This is a genomic window from Streptomyces phaeofaciens, assembly GCF_014648915.1.
GTDB lineage: Bacteria > Actinomycetota > Actinomycetes > Streptomycetales > Streptomycetaceae > Streptomyces > Streptomyces phaeofaciens.
Map to the genome: position 1 here is coordinate 56,551 of NZ_BMSA01000006.1, position 16,059 is coordinate 72,609.

General features: G+C 73.5%; 15 protein-coding genes. All 15 read left to right on the forward strand.

Annotated elements, in window-relative coordinates; all coding sequences use genetic code 11:
• Nucleotides 1-105 precede the first annotated feature (105 nt).
• The 15 genes from IE275_RS13355 to IE275_RS13425 all read left to right on the forward strand — a co-directional run bounded on the left by IE275_RS13355 (nt 106) and on the right by IE275_RS13425 (nt 16,031).
• Nucleotides 106-1,056: an SRPBCC family protein gene (locus IE275_RS13355; protein WP_189711233.1), complete on the forward strand. Its 951-nt coding sequence runs from the start codon at nt 106-108 to the stop codon at nt 1,054-1,056.
• A gap of 95 nt (nt 1,057-1,151) precedes the next feature.
• Nucleotides 1,152-1,940 carry an aldose epimerase family protein gene (locus IE275_RS13360; RefSeq protein WP_189711234.1) on the forward strand — a complete coding sequence of 263 codons (789 nt, stop codon included), beginning with the start codon at nt 1,152-1,154 and terminating at the stop codon, nt 1,938-1,940.
• A 9-nt stretch (nt 1,941-1,949) separates the two neighbouring features.
• Complete coding sequence (gene pyrE / locus IE275_RS13365) at nt 1,950-2,498, forward strand: orotate phosphoribosyltransferase (protein WP_189711236.1); 549 nt, start codon at nt 1,950-1,952, stop codon at nt 2,496-2,498.
• Nucleotides 2,499-2,667: 169 nt separating this feature from the next.
• A complete protein-coding gene (fbaA, locus tag IE275_RS13370) occupies nt 2,668-3,699 on the forward strand; it encodes a class II fructose-bisphosphate aldolase (protein ID WP_189711238.1) in 1,032 nt (343 codons plus the stop codon).
• A gap of 104 nt (nt 3,700-3,803) precedes the next feature.
• Entirely contained in the window at nt 3,804-5,306 is a 1,503-nt protein-coding gene (locus tag IE275_RS13375; RefSeq protein WP_189711240.1) for an MFS transporter, read from the forward strand.
• Between the two features lie 170 nt (nt 5,307-5,476).
• Nucleotides 5,477-5,890: a DUF3151 domain-containing protein gene (locus tag IE275_RS13380; RefSeq protein ID WP_189711242.1), complete on the forward strand. Its 414-nt coding sequence runs from the start codon at nt 5,477-5,479 to the stop codon at nt 5,888-5,890.
• Between the two features lie 146 nt (nt 5,891-6,036).
• Nucleotides 6,037-6,882 carry a tryptophan 2,3-dioxygenase family protein gene (locus tag IE275_RS13385; protein WP_189711244.1) on the forward strand — a complete coding sequence of 282 codons (846 nt, stop codon included), beginning with the start codon at nt 6,037-6,039 and terminating at the stop codon, nt 6,880-6,882.
• A complete protein-coding gene (gene kynU, locus IE275_RS13390; protein ID WP_189711246.1) occupies nt 6,875-8,065 on the forward strand; it encodes a kynureninase in 1,191 nt (396 codons plus the stop codon). The genes IE275_RS13385 and kynU overlap by 8 nt, the downstream gene beginning before the upstream one ends.
• A gap of 302 nt (nt 8,066-8,367) precedes the next feature.
• On the forward strand, nt 8,368-9,240 hold the full coding sequence (locus IE275_RS13395; protein WP_189711248.1) for an alpha/beta hydrolase: 873 nt from the start codon (nt 8,368-8,370) through the stop codon (nt 9,238-9,240).
• Nucleotides 9,241-9,562: 322 nt separating this feature from the next.
• Complete coding sequence (locus IE275_RS13400; RefSeq protein WP_229870220.1) at nt 9,563-10,504, forward strand: alpha/beta hydrolase; 942 nt, start codon at nt 9,563-9,565, stop codon at nt 10,502-10,504.
• Nucleotides 10,505-10,589: 85 nt separating this feature from the next.
• Complete coding sequence (locus tag IE275_RS13405) at nt 10,590-11,816, forward strand: acyltransferase family protein (protein WP_189711582.1); 1,227 nt, start codon at nt 10,590-10,592, stop codon at nt 11,814-11,816.
• A gap of 10 nt (nt 11,817-11,826) precedes the next feature.
• Nucleotides 11,827-13,233 carry a sensor histidine kinase gene (locus IE275_RS13410; protein ID WP_229870221.1) on the forward strand — a complete coding sequence of 469 codons (1,407 nt, stop codon included), beginning with the start codon at nt 11,827-11,829 and terminating at the stop codon, nt 13,231-13,233.
• A complete protein-coding gene (locus IE275_RS13415; protein WP_189711252.1) occupies nt 13,230-13,907 on the forward strand; it encodes a response regulator in 678 nt (225 codons plus the stop codon). Before IE275_RS13410 ends, IE275_RS13415 begins: the two co-directional genes overlap by 4 nt.
• A 112-nt stretch (nt 13,908-14,019) precedes the next feature.
• Nucleotides 14,020-15,369 (forward strand): sensor histidine kinase, encoded by a 1,350-nt coding sequence (locus IE275_RS13420; protein WP_229870222.1) that lies wholly within the window; start codon nt 14,020-14,022, stop codon nt 15,367-15,369.
• The gene (locus IE275_RS13425; RefSeq protein ID WP_189711254.1) at nt 15,366-16,031 is read left to right on the forward strand and encodes a response regulator; all 666 of its coding nucleotides are present in this window, start codon (nt 15,366-15,368) and stop codon (nt 16,029-16,031) included. Before IE275_RS13420 ends, IE275_RS13425 begins: the two co-directional genes overlap by 4 nt.
• Nucleotides 16,032-16,059: the final 28 nt, after the last annotated feature.

Genomic DNA, 16,059 nt, shown 5'->3' on the forward strand with positions numbered 1-16,059 from the left:
GCCGGGCGAGGGTGGGGTGCCCTCTGGCATCCGCCGGAGCGCCGGCGGACCGAATCCCCGTTTCGGCGGGTGCTTTCGGGCGACCGCTGGGTAGGCTCCGGCACCATGGAGCAAGAGGTGTTCGTTCCCGTTCCTGCCGCGCGGCTCAGGGCGGCCCTCGCGGACCCCGTCCAGGTGGCCCGTGCGGTGCCCGGACTCCAGCAGGACGCCGGCACCGAGCCCGTCGCCGGACGCCTGAGGATCCGCGTCGCCGGCCACACCATCACCTACCGCGGCACGGCCCGGATCTCCGCGCGCGAGGACGGCACGTACGCCGTGGACGGCGACGCGGCCGAGGTGCGCGGCAGCGGCGCGGTCAAGCTCTCCCTCGTGGTGCGGCCCCGGGACACCGACGGCGGCACCACCCTCCGCTTCGAGGGCGCCGCGTCGGCGGACGGCCGCGTCGCGGAACTCCCGCCGGAGGCGGTGACGGCGGCGGTGGCCCGGATCCTGAACCGCTTCGCCGAGAACCTGGGGGCGGGGACCGTGACGGCGGCGGACGCGAAGGCGGAGGGTGACGTGGACGCGGAGGGCGGCGTGGACGCGGACGTGCGGGAGGGGGTGGCCGACGACGTGACCGAGCCCGGCGGACCGGAGCCCACCGAACCAGCAGCCCTCGCGGAGCCCGCCGAACCGGCGGAACCAGCCGACCTCGCGGAGCCCGCCGAATCAGCCGAATCCGCGGAGCCCACCGAATCCGCGGAGCCCGCCGAATCCGCGGAGCCCGCCGAGGCCGTCGAGCCCACCGAACCCGCCGAGGCCGGCGGGCCCGCCGACGCCGTCGTCGAACCCGTGCCGCCCGCCGAGCCGCCCGCCGAGGCCGCGCACGCGCGGCGGACGATGATCGGGCGCAGCGCGGAGGAGGTCGACCACGCCCCGCCGCGCGGGCGGTACGCGCCGATGCCGGCCCCGCAGACCGTCGCCCGGAACAGCACCCTGCGCTGGGCGGCCCCCGCCGCCGCCCTGGTCGTGGCCTCCGCGATCGTGGTGGGCCGGGCCCTGCGCAGGCGCGGCTAGGACAGGGCTCGCGGCAGGGCAGGTTCAGGACAGCCCCCGGGCGGCAGCCCCGCGGTTGCCCGGCCCGGTCCCGAGCGGCCGGATAGGGTCGTCCCGTGAGTGCTGAAGAGATCACGTTGACCGCGGGTGACGCGGAGGTGACCGTGCAGCCGGGGAACGGCGGCCGGGTCGGTGGGGTGCGGGTCGGCGGACTCGAACTGCTGCGGCAGGGCGAGCGCTTCGGCTGCTTCCCGATGGTTCCCTGGTGCGGCCGGATCCGCGACGGCCGCTTCCGGAACGGGGCGGCCGTGCACCAGATGCCGCTCAACGCGCCCCCGCACGCCATCCACGGCACCACCCGCGACGGCGCCTGGAAGGTCGCGCGGCGCTCGGCGGACGAGGCCGTCCTGACGTACGACCTGGTGGAGCCGTGGCCCTGGCCGGGCCGGGTCACCCAGATCGTCGCCCTGACCGCGGACTCGCTCACGCTCACCATGGGGGTGGAGGCGCACGACTCGTCCTTCCCGGCGCAGATCGGCTGGCACCCGTGGTTCAACCGGAACCTCGGCGACCGTGACGTCCAGGTCGCCTTCGAGCCCGCCTGGCAGGAGGAGCGCGGCGACGACCACCTGCCGACCGGCAACCGGATCGAGCCGAAGCCGGGCCCGTGGGACGACTGCTTCGGAATGCCCGGCGGGGTCGACGTCACCCTCACCTGGCCCGGGCAGCTGGAGCTGAAGGTCACCAGCGGCGAGGAGTGGGCCGTCGTCTACGACGAGCAGGAGGCGGCCGTGTGCGTGGAGCCGCAGACCGGCCCGCCCAACGGCCTGAACACCCTCCCGCGCCTGGTCACGCCGCTGGAGCCGCTGGAGGCCACGACCACCTGGTCCTGGACCCGCCTCTAAGCTGAGGGCATGACGGACGTACGTGGCGCGCTGCTGCAACAGATCAAGGACAAGGCCGTGGTGCACGGCAAGGTGACCCTGTCGTCGGGGCTGGAGGCGGACTACTACGTGGACCTCCGCCGCGTCACCCTCGACGGCGAGGCCGCCCCGCTGGTCGGACAGGTCCTGCTGGACCTCACCGCCGACCTGGAGTTCGACGCCGTCGGCGGGCTGACCATGGGCGCCGACCCGGTCGCCGCGAGCATGCTGCACGCGGCCGCCGCCCAGGGCCGCACGCTGGACGCCTTCGTCGTGCGCAAGGCGGCGAAGGCGCACGGGCTCCAGCGGCGCGTCGAGGGCCCGGAGATCAAGGGCCGCCGGGTCCTGGTCGTCGAGGACACCTCCACCACCGGCGGCTCCCCGCTGACGGCCGTGGAGGCCGTGCGCGAGGCGGGCGCCGAGGTCGTCGCCGTCGCCACGATCGTCGACCGGGCGACCGGCGCCGACCAGAAGATCCGCGAGGGTGCGGGCGTGCCGTACCTGTTCGCCTTCTCGAAGGATGAACTGGGTCTGGACTGACAGCCCGTTTTGACCTGGACTTGACCCGCGCGCGCGATGCCCGTGTTCCGGGCATCGACCATCCGCGCATCTCTGGAAGGATGGGGCCGACGATGACGTCGCACCCCAAGGTCTAGGTCAGGGCCGTACACGCCAGATCGCCAACCCGCACATACCAAGGAGCGGACAGATGCCCATCGCAACCCCCGAGGTCTACAACGAGATGCTCGACCGGGCGAAGGCAGGCAAGTTCGCCTACCCGGCCATCAACGTCACCTCGACCCAGACCCTGCACGCGGCGCTGCGCGGCTTCGCGGAGGCGGAGAGCGACGGCATCATCCAGATCTCCACGGGTGGCGCCGAGTTCCTGGGCGGCCAGTACAGCAAGGACATGGTGACGGGCTCCGTGGCTCTCGCCGAGTTCGCGCACATCGTCGCAGAGAAGTACCCGGTCACCGTCGCCCTGCACACGGACCACTGCCCCAAGGACAAGCTCGACGGGTACGTACGTCCGCTGCTCGCGGTCTCCGAGGAGCGCGTGAAGGCCGGCCGCAACCCGCTCTTCCAGTCTCACATGTGGGACGGCTCCGCCGAGACCCTCGCCGACAACCTGGCGATCGCCCAGGAACTGCTCGCGCGGGCCGCCGCCGCGAAGATCATCCTCGAGGTCGAGATCACCCCGACCGGTGGCGAGGAGGACGGCGTCACCCACGAGATCAACGACGAGCTGTACACGACCGTCGACGACGCGGTCCGTACGGTCGAGGCGCTGGGCCTGGGCGAGAAGGGCCGCTACCTGCTCGCCGCGTCCTTCGGCAACGTCCACGGCGTCTACAAGCCGGGCAACGTGGTCCTGCGTCCCGAGCTGCTCAAGGAGCTGAACGAGGGCGTCGCCGCGAAGTACGGCAAGCCGGCCGGCTCGCAGCCCTTCGACTTCGTCTTCCACGGCGGCTCCGGCTCCACCGAGGACGAGATCCGCACCGCGCTGGAGAACGGCGTCGTGAAGATGAACATCGACACGGACACCCAGTACGCCTTCACGCGTCCGGTGGCCGCCCACATGTTCAAGAACTACGACGGTGTGCTGAAGGTCGACGGCGAGGTCGGCTCGAAGAGCACCTACGACCCGCGCACCTGGGGCAAGCTGGCCGAGGCGAGCATGGCGGCGCGTGTCGTCGAGGCCACGCAGAACCTGCGCTCGGCCGGTACGAAGATCAAGTAACCCTTCGGGGATCACGTGACCCCCGGGGTTGGTCCCGGGGGGCACGGGTACGGGTGAGCCCGGCGCGCTGTCTACGGTGCCGGGCTCGCTGTATACCTGGGGACATGCCCGATGTCCGGATGGCCTCGCCCCAGGGCAGGTGGATCCTTCTCACCACGGTGCTCGGGTCCAGCATGGTCCTGCTGGACTCGACCGTCGTCAATGTCGCGCTCCCGCGGATCGGCCGTGACCTGGACGCCGATCTCACGGCCCTCCAGTGGACCGTCAACGCGTACATGCTCACGCTGGCCGGTCTGATCCTGCTCGGCGGCTCGCTCGGCGACCGCTACGGACGCCGCAGGATCTTCGTCATCGGCGTGGTCTGGTTCGCCCTCGCCTCGCTGCTGTGCGGCATCGCGCCGAACGCCGGGGTGCTGATCGCCGCGCGGGCCCTCCAGGGAGTCGGGGGCGCGCTGCTCACCCCCGGATCCCTGGCGCTGATCCAGGCCTCCTTCCACCCCGACGACCGGGGGCGGGCCGTCGGCCTGTGGTCGGGCTTCGGGGGCATCGGAGCGGCCGTCGGGCCCTTCCTGGGCGGCTGGCTGGTGGACGGCCCCGGCTGGCGCTGGGTGTTCCTGCTGAACGTGCCGCTGGCGCTGGTGTGCGTGCCGGTGGCGCTGCGCCACGTACCGGAGTCGGACGCCGGCACCTTCCGCCCCGGCGACGCCGGGAGCGGCGCGGGGCGGGCGCACGGCCGGTTCGACGTGCTGGGGGCCGTCCTGGGGGCGCTGGCCCTGGCCCTGGTGACGTACGCGCTGATCGAGGCGGGAGAGGGCTCCCTGATCGTGGTGCTGACGGCGGTCGGCGGGGTGGCCGCCGCAGTGGCCTTCGTGTACGTCGAGAAGCGCCGGCCCGATCCGATGATGCCGCTCGACATCTTCGCGTCCCGCCAGTTCACCGCCGTCAACCTGGTCACGCTCTGCGTCTACGCGGCCTTCGGCGGGTTCTTCTTCCTCGCCGCGCTCCAGCTCCAGGTCGTGGCCGGCTGGTCGGCGCTGGGCGCGGGCACCGCGCTGCTGCCGGCCACGCTGCTGATGCTGCTGCTCTCCGCCCGCTCCGGCGAGCTGGGGGAGCGGATCGGGCCGCGCATCCCGCTCACCGTCGGCCCGCTGCTGTGCGCCACCGGGATGCTGCTGATGCTGCGCGTCGGACCGGACGCGTCCTACCTGACCGACGTGCTGCCCGCCGTGCTGGTCCTGGGCCTCGGCATGGTGTCCCTGGTCGCCCCGCTGACCGCGACCGTCCTGGCCTCGGTGGACGTCTCGCGGGCCGGTCTCGCCAGCGGGATCAACAACGCGGCGGCCCGTGCGGCGGGCCTGGTCGCCGTCGCCGCGCTGCCCCTGCTGACCGGGATGGGCCCGGAGGCGTACCGGTCGGCGGACGCCTTCGACGACGCCTTCCGCAAGGCCATGGGGTGGTGCGCCGGGGCGCTGGTGGTGGGCGCGGTGGTGGCCTTCGCGACGGTACGGCGACCGGCCCCGGACTGCACCCGCCCGGAGTGCCGCACCCACGGCAGCGTGATGGCTCCGCCGCTGGAGGGCAGGCCGACGCGGGGGCGGATCGGGTAGGGCCTGTTTCCGGGCGGGCGGTCGGGCGGGCGGTCGGGCAGGCAGCCGGCCGGTCGGGCGGATCGGCGTCGCTCGACGGCCCGCTGGACGTCCCGCTCAGGGGTGCTTCCGCGCGCCGGTTCGTCGACGGCCACGCGCGCGCGTGCGGGGCCGTGGAGGAGACTGGACCCATGTCCATTCACGAGAACCTTCTCGGGGGCCCGCCCCCGACCCACCTCCCCGACGACCCGGAGCCGCGCGAGCTGCTCGCGAACGGCACGGCGCCCGCCGACGTCGCCGCGAAGTACCCGACGTCCTCGCTGGCCTGGGCCCAGCTGGCCGACGACGCCTTCGAGCGGGGCAGCGTGGTGGAGTCGTACGCGTACGCCCGTACGGGGTACCACCGCGGTCTGGACGCTCTGCGCCGGGGCGGCTGGAAGGGCCACGGTCCGGTGCCGTGGGAGCACGAGCCGAACCGCGGCTTCCTGCGAGCCCTGCACGCCCTCGCGCGTGCCGCGCAGTCGATCGGCGAGCAGGCCGAGTACGAGCGCTGCTCGCAGTTCCTGAAGGACTCCTCGCCGACGGCCGCGCAGACCCTGGGTTAGTCGTTTGCGTCACAGGGGCCCGTCCGTGACCCGGGCGGGCCTTGCGAGAAGCGGGCCCGATGCGGAAGATGCGGGTGGGGACCGGGGCCCCCGTGTCGACAATGGCAGGGGCGGACCGCTACCCGGAGCACAATCAGGAGACAGCGATGTCCCAGCAGGCTCAGCCCCACGAGGCTTCGGAGCCCGAGACCCCGCATCTCGACTTCGCCGGCACCACACCGTACGAGGACTATGTCCGGGCGGACGTCCTCACCCACCTCCAGCACACCCTCTCCGACGACCCCGGAGAGATGGTCTTCCTGGTCACGACCCAGGTCATGGAGCTGTGGTTCACGGTCATCGTCCACGAGTGGGAGACCGCCGCGAAGGCGCTCCGCGAGGACCGGGTGCCCGTCGCGATCGACGCGCTGAAGCGTTCCGTCCGGGAACTGGAGGCCCTGAACGCCTCCTGGCGGCCGCTCGGCCAGCTGACCCCGGCCCAGTTCAACTCGTACCGCAGCGCCCTCGGCGAGGGCTCCGGTTTCCAGTCGGCGATGTACCGGCGCATGGAGTTCCTGCTCGGCGAGAAGGCCGCGTCCATGCTCGTCCCGCACCGGGGCGCCCCCCGGGTGCACGCCGAGCTGGAGAAGGCCCTGTACGAGCCCAGCCTGTACGACGAGGTACTGCGGCTGCTCGCCCGGCACGGATCCGTGATCCCCTCGTCCGTCCTGGAACGGGACGTCTCCCGGCGCTACGAGCCGTCGCCCGAGGTCGAGCAGGCCTGGACGGCCGTCTACTCCGGCGACCCGGACAGCGAGGTCGCCCGGCTCGGCGAGGCGCTGACCGATGTCGCCGAGCTGGTGTGGCGCTGGCGCAACGACCACCTCGTGGCCACCCGGCGCGCGATGGGCGCCAAGGCGGGCACCGGCGGCTCCGCCGGCGTCGCCTGGCTGGAGAAGCGCGCGCAGAAGAACGTCTTCCCCGAGCTGTGGACGGCGAGGTCCTATGTCTGAGCTCGCGTTCAAGGCACGGCAGCTGGACGAGGGCGACGCCCTGGCCGCCAAGCGCGCCGAGTTCCTCCTCGACGACGCCGTCTACCTCGACGGCAACTCGCTGGGCGCGCTGCCCGCCGCCGTCCCCGGCCGCGTCGAGGACGTCGTCCGCCGCCAGTGGGGCGAGCTGCGCATCCGGTCCTGGAACGAGAGCGGCTGGTGGACGGCGCCCGAGCGCATCGGCGACCGGATCGCCCCGCTGGTGGGTGCCGCGGCCGGTCAGATCGTGGTGGGCGACTCGACAAGTGTCAACGTTTTCAAGGCACTTGTGGGCGCGGTACGGCTCGTGGACGGGGGCCGTGACGAGATCCTCGTCGACGCGACCACCTTCCCCAGCGACGGCTACATCGCCGAGTCGGCGGCCCGGATGACCGGGCGTACGGTCCGGCCGGTGACCCCGGCCGAGGTGCCCGCGGCGCTGTCCGACCGTACGGCGGCCGTGCTGCTCAACCACGTCGACTACCGCACCGGGCGGCTGCACGACCTGCCCGCGCTCACGGCCGCCGCGCACGCGGCGGGCGCCCTCGCCGTCTGGGACCTCTGCCACAGCGCGGGCGCGCTGCCCGTCGGCCTCGACGAGTACGGGGTGGACCTGGCGGTCGGCTGCACCTACAAGTACCTCAACGGCGGCCCGGGCTCACCCGCGTACCTGTACGTGCGCGAGGAGTTGCAGGACCGCTTCGACTCCCCGCTGCCCGGCTGGAACTCGCACGCCGAGCCCTTCGGCATGCGGCCCGACTACCGGCCGGCCACGGGTGCGCTGCGCGGCCGGGTCGGCACGCCGGACATCCTGTCCATGCTGGCCCTGGAGGCGGCGCTCGACGTCTGGGACGGCGCGTCCGTCGAGGCGGTGCGCGCCAAGTCCCTCGCGCTGACGGACTTCTTCCTGGAGTGCGTGGCCGCGTACGTCCCCGAGGGCCGTGTCGAGTCGCTCACCCCGAGGCGGCACGAGGAGCGCGGCAGCCAGGTGGCGCTGCGCTGCCCGGACGCCGGGGACGTCATGGACCGGCTGATCGAACGCGGCGTGGTCGGGGACTTCCGGTACCCGGACGTCCTGCGGTTCGGATTCACGCCGCTGTACGTCGGGTTCGAGGACGTGGAGCGCGCGGCCCGGGTACTGGGCGAGGTGCTGGGGGCGCTGTGAGGGGCGCCTGCGCGGGTTCCGGTGATCCGGTGATCCGGTGATCCGGTCGGCCGGCTGATCCAGGCGATCTCGTGATCCCGGTGGTGTGACTCGCTCCTCCGTCGCGGTGTGCTCCGCGACGGAGGAGTCCGGGGGCGGCCCGAGTCGACATATCGGCAGAACCGTTTACCCCTCACCGAGCGTGACATCCGCATGTCCGCCCACGTCACGGGCCTGATAGCGTCCCGGCCAGCGGCCGAATTCTCACCTGGTCCGCCACCCCCTTCCCGTCCAAATCCGTTCAGTCGCTGAGAGGTTGGAGCATGCCGGACGACGTCGTCGCTGCCCGGGCCACCGCCGAGGAGGAATCGGCCTTCTCGCACCCGCCCGTCGACCCCGACGCCACCACCCCGTACGGCGACCACCCCGACCAGGTGATCGACTTCTACGCCCCGAAGGCGGAGACCGGTCCGGGCGGTTCCGCGCCGCTCGTCGTCGTCCTGCACGGAGGCGCGTGGCGGGCGCCGCACGACCGACGGCACGTCACCCCGTTCGCGGACTACCTGGCCCGGCGCGGGTTCGCCGTGGCCAACGTGGAGTACCGGCGCGGGCCGGCGGACGGCGCCCCCGCGGTCGCCGGACGCTGGCCGGACACCTTCGACGACGTCGCCGCCGCGCTCGACGCGCTCCCCTCGCTGGTGCGGGAGGCGCTGCCGCAGGCCGACGCCCGGCGCACGGTCCTCACCGGCCACTCGGCGGGCGGCCACCTCGCGCTGTGGGCGGCGGCCCGGCATGTGCTGCCCGTCGGCGCGCCCTGGCGTACCCCGGGACCCGTGCCGCTGCGGGGCGTGGTCGCCCTCGCCCCGATCGCCGACTTCGCGGTCGCGGAGAAGCTGGACGTGTGCGGCGGAGCGGTACGGCAACTCCTTGGCGGTGAAGGGGACTTCGAGGAGCGGCAGCCGTACGCCGACCCCGCGCTCCTGCTGCCGACCGGCATCGCCACCACCCTGGTCCAGGGTCGCACGGACCTCGTCGTGCCGCAGGCGGTCGCCGAGGCGTACGCGGACGCTGCGGCGAAGGCCGGGGAGGTGGTGGGGCTGACGCTCCTGGAGGACGTCGGGCACTTCCCGCTGATCGATCCGGCGGCGGACGCGTGCGCGGTGGTGGCGGAGGAGATCGCGCAGCTGGCGTGGTGACGGCCCCGGGCTCGCCGCACTTTCGTTTGTCGGAGCCCGGGTTGTCGCACCACCGGTCGTCGGACCCCTGGTTGTCGTACCCCTGGTTGTCGTACCCGTAATACCTGAGAACTACGTCGGAGAAGAGCTCCGTGGTGGGACGCGGGCGACGAGTGTCGATCCGTAACTTCCGTGTCAGGCAGGCCCGATGGGCGGGCACCGGCGGGGGAGGGGCGGGATGGCGACGGTCGACGGGGGGCGTCCGCGGGGGCGGAGCGGCGAGAGGCCGCGTGCCGAGGGGGCAACGGATCGCGGGCGCGGCACGTTCCGGCGGGGCCGCTGGGTGCGGTTCCTTCTGGCGGTGTTCGTCACCGCCGCCGTGGTCGTCCCGCTCACCGCGGCGGTCCGGCCCGCCGTCCCGGCCCCGGAACCCGCCACCCTCGCCCCGCTGACGGCGGCCACGCTGGAGGAGGCGTACACCGCCAACCGGGCCAACGCCGCCCTGGCTTCCCGGATGGCGGCCGCCCACGGCGACCGGCACCGCGCGGCCTCCGACCGGGCGCTGGCCGCCCCCTCCCGCAGACTGCTCGCCTTCGACGGCCGTGGCGCCGGCCGTGCCGCGGAGGTGTTCGGGGACCTCGCCCACGCCGACCGTACGGCCGTCCTCGTGCCCGGCTCGGACACCTCGCTGGACACCTACGAGCGCTTCCACCGGGCCGCCGCCGCACTGCACCACCGGCTCACCGCGAAGGCCCCGCCCGGCACGCGGACCGCCGTGGTCGCCTGGCTCGGCTACACCACACCGGGCACGGTCAGCGCCACCGCGGTCACCCCGGCCCGCGCCGAGGAGGCCGCCCCCGAACTGCGCGCGTTCCTGCGCGAGCTGCGTACCGTCAGCGGGCCGAAGGCCCACGTCACTCTCCTGTGCCACTCGTACGGCTCGGTCGTCTGCGGCCGTGCGGCGCCCCGGCTGGACGTGTCCGACATCGTCCTGCTCGGCAGCCCCGGCACGGGCGTGGACACGGCGGCGGACCTGCGCGCCCGTGCGCGGATCTGGGCGGCCCGTGGCGGCGACGACTGGGTGGGAAGCGTCCCGCACGTCAGCGCCGACCTGTTCGGCACGACCGTCGGCTTCGGCACCGACCCGGTGTCCCCGTCCTTCGGGGCCCGCGTCTTCACCGCCGGCCCCGGCGGCCACAGCGACTACTTCACCCCGGGCTCGGTCTCCCTGGCCAACCTCACCCGGATCGTCCTCGGCGAGACCACGGAGGTGACCCGTGCCTGAGACGACACGGACACGGCGGGCCCCGGAGCACGAAGGCCGGGGCGCGGCTCAGGAACGGCGGGCCCCGGCCCGCGAACGGCGGCTCGTGGCGGGCGTACGGCGGGCGGCCGCCCGGATCGACGCCGCCACACCCCCGGAGCGGGACCGCGCCGTCGACGCCCTGCGCGCTCTGGCGATCCTCGGGGTCGTCCTGGGGCACTGGCTGGTGACCGCGCTCGTCGCGGACGGCGGCACGCTGCGCACCGCCAGTCCCCTGGGGGAGATGCCCCGGCTCGCCCCGGTGTCCTGGATGTTCCAGACGCTGGCGGTGTTCTTCATGGTGGGCGGCCATGTGGCGACCCGCAGCCTCGCCTCGGCCCGCGCCCGGGCCGGAGCCCGGGGCACGTCCCTGCCCCCCGGCGTCTACGGCAGCTGGCTGTGGGCCCGGCTGAAGCGGCTGTTCACACCGGTGCTCGCCGTGTCGGCCGTGTGGTCGGTCGCCGCGGCCGGGCTGCTGCTCGGCGGCGCGTCCTTCGTCACCGTGCACACCGTGGTCAAACTGGCGCTGTCCCCGCTCTGGTTCCTGCTGGTGTTCGCGGCGCTGACGGCGGCGACTCCGCTGCTGGCCCGGCTCAACCCGCTGTGGCCGCTGGCCGTCGTCCTCCATGTGGACCTGGTGCGCTTCGGCCTGGGCGGCGGCCCCTCCTGGCTCGGCTGGGTGAACGTGGCGGCGGGCTGGACGGTCCCGTACACCCTGGGCGCGGCCTGGACGCGGGGCGAGCTGGAGCGGCCGCGCGCGGGCTGGATCCTGCTGCTCGGCGGTACGGCGAGCACGGCGGCGCTCATCGGCTGGGCCGGCTACCCGGCGTCGATGGTGGGTGTGCCCGGCGCGGCGGTCTCCAACCTCGACCCGCCGACGCTGGCCGCCGTCACCTTCGGTCTCGCCCAGTGCGGGCTGGCCCTGCTGCTGCGCGACCGGCTGCGCCGCGCCCTGCGCCGTCCGACGGCCTGGGCGGTCGTGGCCCTGGTGAACCTCTCCGCGATGACGGTGTTCCTCTGGCACCAGACGGCCCTCATGGCGACCACCGCCACGGGCCTCCTCGCGGGCCGTCTGCCCGGCCTGCACACGGTCCCCGACGGACCGGACTGGGTCGCGGCCCGGCTGCTCTGGCTGCCGGTGTTCGCGCTGGTGCTGACGGTGTGCCGGGCGGCGTTCCACGGCTTCGAGAGCGGTGGCGGACGGCGCGCCCCGCGCCGCGCGGGCCGGTCCCGTGTGGTGCGGGCCGGCGGCCGGACGGAATCGGCTCAGCCGCGGGAGTCGCGGCGTGTCTAGGGTGGGGCGGATGACGAACGGGGCGGAGAGACGGCTCACCGGGATGGAGCGGTGGGTGGTCGGCGGCATGCGCGTCCTGCGCGACGACCTGTGGACGACCCGGCCGGATCCCCTGCCGGCGTCGGTGTGGCTGCGCTGGCTGCCGCACGGCCTGGTGATCCTGGTAGGCGTCGGAACCACGCTGGCCGGAGTGGCCCAGATCGCCGAGGGCTACCAGCAGGGCGCGACCTACGGTTTCGTCTGCTCCGCGGTGCAGGGCGTCGCGGTGGTGCTGGCGCTGTGGCGGCCGGTACCGGCGTGGTGGCTGTCGACGACCGTCACGGTCGTGGTGGCCATGGGCGCCCGCTCCCAGCTGATCTCCGGCCAGGCCTCGGACGGCACCGGCTGGCCCTGGGGCCCGCCCGCCCTGGTCGCCGAGGCCATGGTGCTGCTCCTGCTGGCCCTGCGCGTGCCCACCCGGGCCTCGGCGGCGGCCCTCGGCCTGACGGCATTCCTCACCTATGTCGTCCAGGGGCTGATCGGGGCCGCGAACTACGGGCCGACCGGCACCGTCGCGGTGACCGTGTTCGCGGTCGTGGTCCTCATCGGCACCGCCCTGCGCGGTCGCCGCGAGGCCCGCAACCAGCTCGTCGAGCAGGCCGGCATCACCGCCGAGGAGCGGGCCCGCCGCACCCTGCTGGAGGAGCGCAACCGCATCGCGCGCGAACTGCACGACGTGGTCGCCCACCACATGTCGGTGATCTCCATCCAGGCGCAGGTCGCTCCGCACCTGGTGGAGAACCCGTCCGAGGAACTGAAGGACAACCTCGCCGGGATCCGGCAGAACGCCCTGGAGGCGCTCGCCGAACTGCGCCGGGTGCTCGGCGTGCTCCGCTCGGAGAACCCCGAGGACCCCTACGGCCTCGGCGCGGCCGGCACCGGCTCCGCCCCGGACACCCCGCAGCCCACCCTCGACCGGCTCGACGCCCTGCTGGAGAACACCCGCGCCGCCGGGCTGGACATCACGGCGGTGATCAGCGGCGAGGCGCCCGCGTACCCGCCGGGCGTGCAGCTGTCGGCCTACCGGATCGTGCAGGAGGCGCTGAGCAACGCCCTGCGGCACGCGCCGGGTTCCCATGTGCGGGTAACGGTCGGCCATGACGTCGAGGGCCTGCGGCTGGAGATCCTCAACTCCCGGCCGAGCGGCCCGGTGCGGCCTTCCCCCGGCGTGGGGCACGGCCTGCTCGGCATGCGGGAACGGGCGATGATGCTGGGCGGACACGTCATGGCCCACCCGACGCTGCACGGCGGGTTCCTGGTCTCGGCGTTCCTCCCGAAGGACGGTGTCCGAGCGCCCGGGAGAGACCGGGGAACCCCGGAGGGCCTGGAGCTGATCTTTCCGGACGACCCGCCCCCGACAGGAGAAGAGAAGCGATGACGAGCGGCGCCACCATCCGCGTACTGATCGCCGACGACCAGCAGATGGTCCGGCAGGGCTTCACCGTGCTGCTCAACGCCCACCCGGGCATCGAGGTGATCGGGCAGGCGGTGGACGGCCTGGACGCCGTCGCCCAGGTCGCCGAACTCACGCCGGACGTCGTCCTGATGGACATCCGGATGCCCGAGCTGGGCGGCATCGAGGCCACCCACCGCATCACCCTCGCGCACCCCCACATCAAGGTCCTGGTGCTCACCACCTTCGACCTGGACGAGTACGTGTACGAGGCGCTGCGCGCCGGGGCGTCCGGGTTCCTGCTGAAGGACGCGTCCGCGGACCAGCTCGCCGAGGCGGTCCGGGTGGTGGCGGCCGGCGACGCGCTGCTCGCGCCCGGCATCACCCGCAAGCTGATCGCCGAGTTCTCCCGGCTCAACGGCACCCCGCGGCCGCCGCTGAAGGCGCGCGTCGGCGATCTCACGGAGCGCGAGACGGAGGTGCTCACACTGATCGCGCAGGGCCTGTCCAACGCGGAGATCGCCCGGCACCTCGTCGTCGCCGAGCAGACCGTGAAGACGCATGTGGGCCGCATCCTGGTGAAGCTGGGCCTGCGGGACCGCACCCAGGCGGCGGTGTTCGCGTACGAGTCGGGGCTGGTGAGACCCTCGGGGTACTGAGCGGCGGGCTCCTGGGGACGTCCCGTCGGACCCGTAGTACTTGAGTCGGATGCGCCGGAACCCCTCTCACTGGTGACGACCGCGACCCTGTGCCCCACCTACCGTTTTCACCGTGACCGAGACGACGCAGACGCACATGACGCCACAGGACGACCCGCACGCCCCCTACCGGCCGAAGAGCCCGGAGTTCCGGGCGGCCATGGACGCCCTGCGCGGGCTGCGACAGGACCTCTTCCTCGACGCCTTCGCCTACCGCCCCCTGCCCCGCAGGGAACCCACCGGCCCCCTCACCGGCCGGCTGAAGGGACGCAAGCGCGAGTACGCGGCCTGGTCGCGGCACGGTCTGGTCGGGGCGGGCGCCGTGCTGACGATGATGGTCGCGTGGGCGGACGGCGGCGGGGACGGGGCGTCCACGCTGATCGGTCTGCTGGCCGTGGTCCCGGTCCTGCTGACGCTGGTCCGGCCCGCCCTCGCCTTCTGGCTGTCCCTGCTGTCGACCATGCTCGTCGCGACCGTCGGCAGCTCGTACGGAGACTGGCCCTGGCTGCCGCCGAGCTTCGTCTCGCATCTGCTGGTCCTGATAGTGGTCGCGATCCGGACCCGGCCGCGCACGGCGGCCTGGACGTGGCTGCTGACCGCTGCCTACGGCTTCGTCGCCGAGACGGCCTTCAACCACTACTTCGGCTCGAACGTCGCGCCGATGCTGGTCTTCTCCGCGATCGTCCTGCTCGCCATCACCGTCTGGCACATCCGCAGGCAGGCCGAGGAGGACGTGTCCGCCCAGCAGACGGTGACCGCGGTCGAGCGCTCCCGGCGCACCCTGCTGGAGGAGCGCACCACCATCGCCCGGGAGCTGCACGACGTGGTCGCCCACCACATGTCGGTGGTCGCCATCCAGGCGGAGGCCGCCCCCTACCGCGTGGAGAACCCGCCGCCGGAGCTGGTGAAGGCGTTCGCGACCATCCGGGAGAACGCGGTGGCGGCGCTGACGGAGCTGCGCCGGGTCCTGGGCGTGGTCCGCGCCGAGGACTACGAGGCCCCGGACACCCCGCAGCCCACCCTCGCCGACCTGGAGGGCCTGCTCGCCAATGTGCGGGAGACCGGCCTGGCGGTGGAGCGGACGGTGACCGGCGCGGTCCGTGAGCTTCCGCAGGGCGTGGAGCTGTCGGCGTACCGGATCGTGCAGGAGGCGCTGAGCAACACCCTGCGCCACGCGCCCGGCGCGAGCGCCCGCGTCGAGATCGGCTATGTGCTCGGCGGGCTCGGCCTGCGCATAGTCAACGACCCGCCGCCCAACCCGTCCCTGATCAAGCCGTCGCCCGGCGCGGGACACGGCATCACGGGGATGCGCGAGCGGGTCACGATGCTGAACGGCGAGATGACGTCGGAGCCGACGCCGGCGGGTGGCTACGAGGTGACGGTGTTCCTGCCGGTGCCCGCCGTGAGCGAGGGTGGGGCATGACGATCCGGGTACTGATAGCGGACGACCAGATGATGGTGCGCGAGGGCTTCTCGGTCCTGCTGAACGCGATGCCGGACATCGAGGTCGTCGGTGAGGCGGTCAACGGCCGGGAGGCGGTGGAGCGGGTCCGCGACCTGTCGCCCGACGTGGTCCTGATGGACATCCGTATGCCGGAGCTGAACGGCATAGAGGCGACGCGGGAGATCGTGGCGGCGGACGGCTCGGCGAAGGTCCTGGTGCTGACCACCTTCGACCTGGACGAGTACGTCTACCAGGCGCTGCGGGCGGGAGCCTCCGGCTTTCTCCTCAAGGACGCGTCGGCCCGCCAGCTGGCGGACGGGGTCCGGGTGGTGGCGGCCGGCGAGGCGCTCCTCGCGCCCTCCGTCACCAGACGCCTGATCACCGAGTTCTCCAAGCTCACGGAGGTCCCCCGGCTGCCGCACGCCGCCCAGGCGTCGTACGGCGATCTGACCGAGCGGGAGACGGAGGTCCTGGTCCTGATCGCCCACGGCCTGTCGAACGTCGAGATCGCGGGCCGGCTGGTGGTCGCGGAGTCCACGATCAAGACGCACGTCAGCAGGATCCTGGTGAAGCTCGGCCTGCGGGACCGGACCCAGGCGGCGGTCTTCGCCTACGAGGCGAGGCTGGTGTCACCGCGCTAGGTTCCCCGAGGTCGCCGCGCGGCGCCCC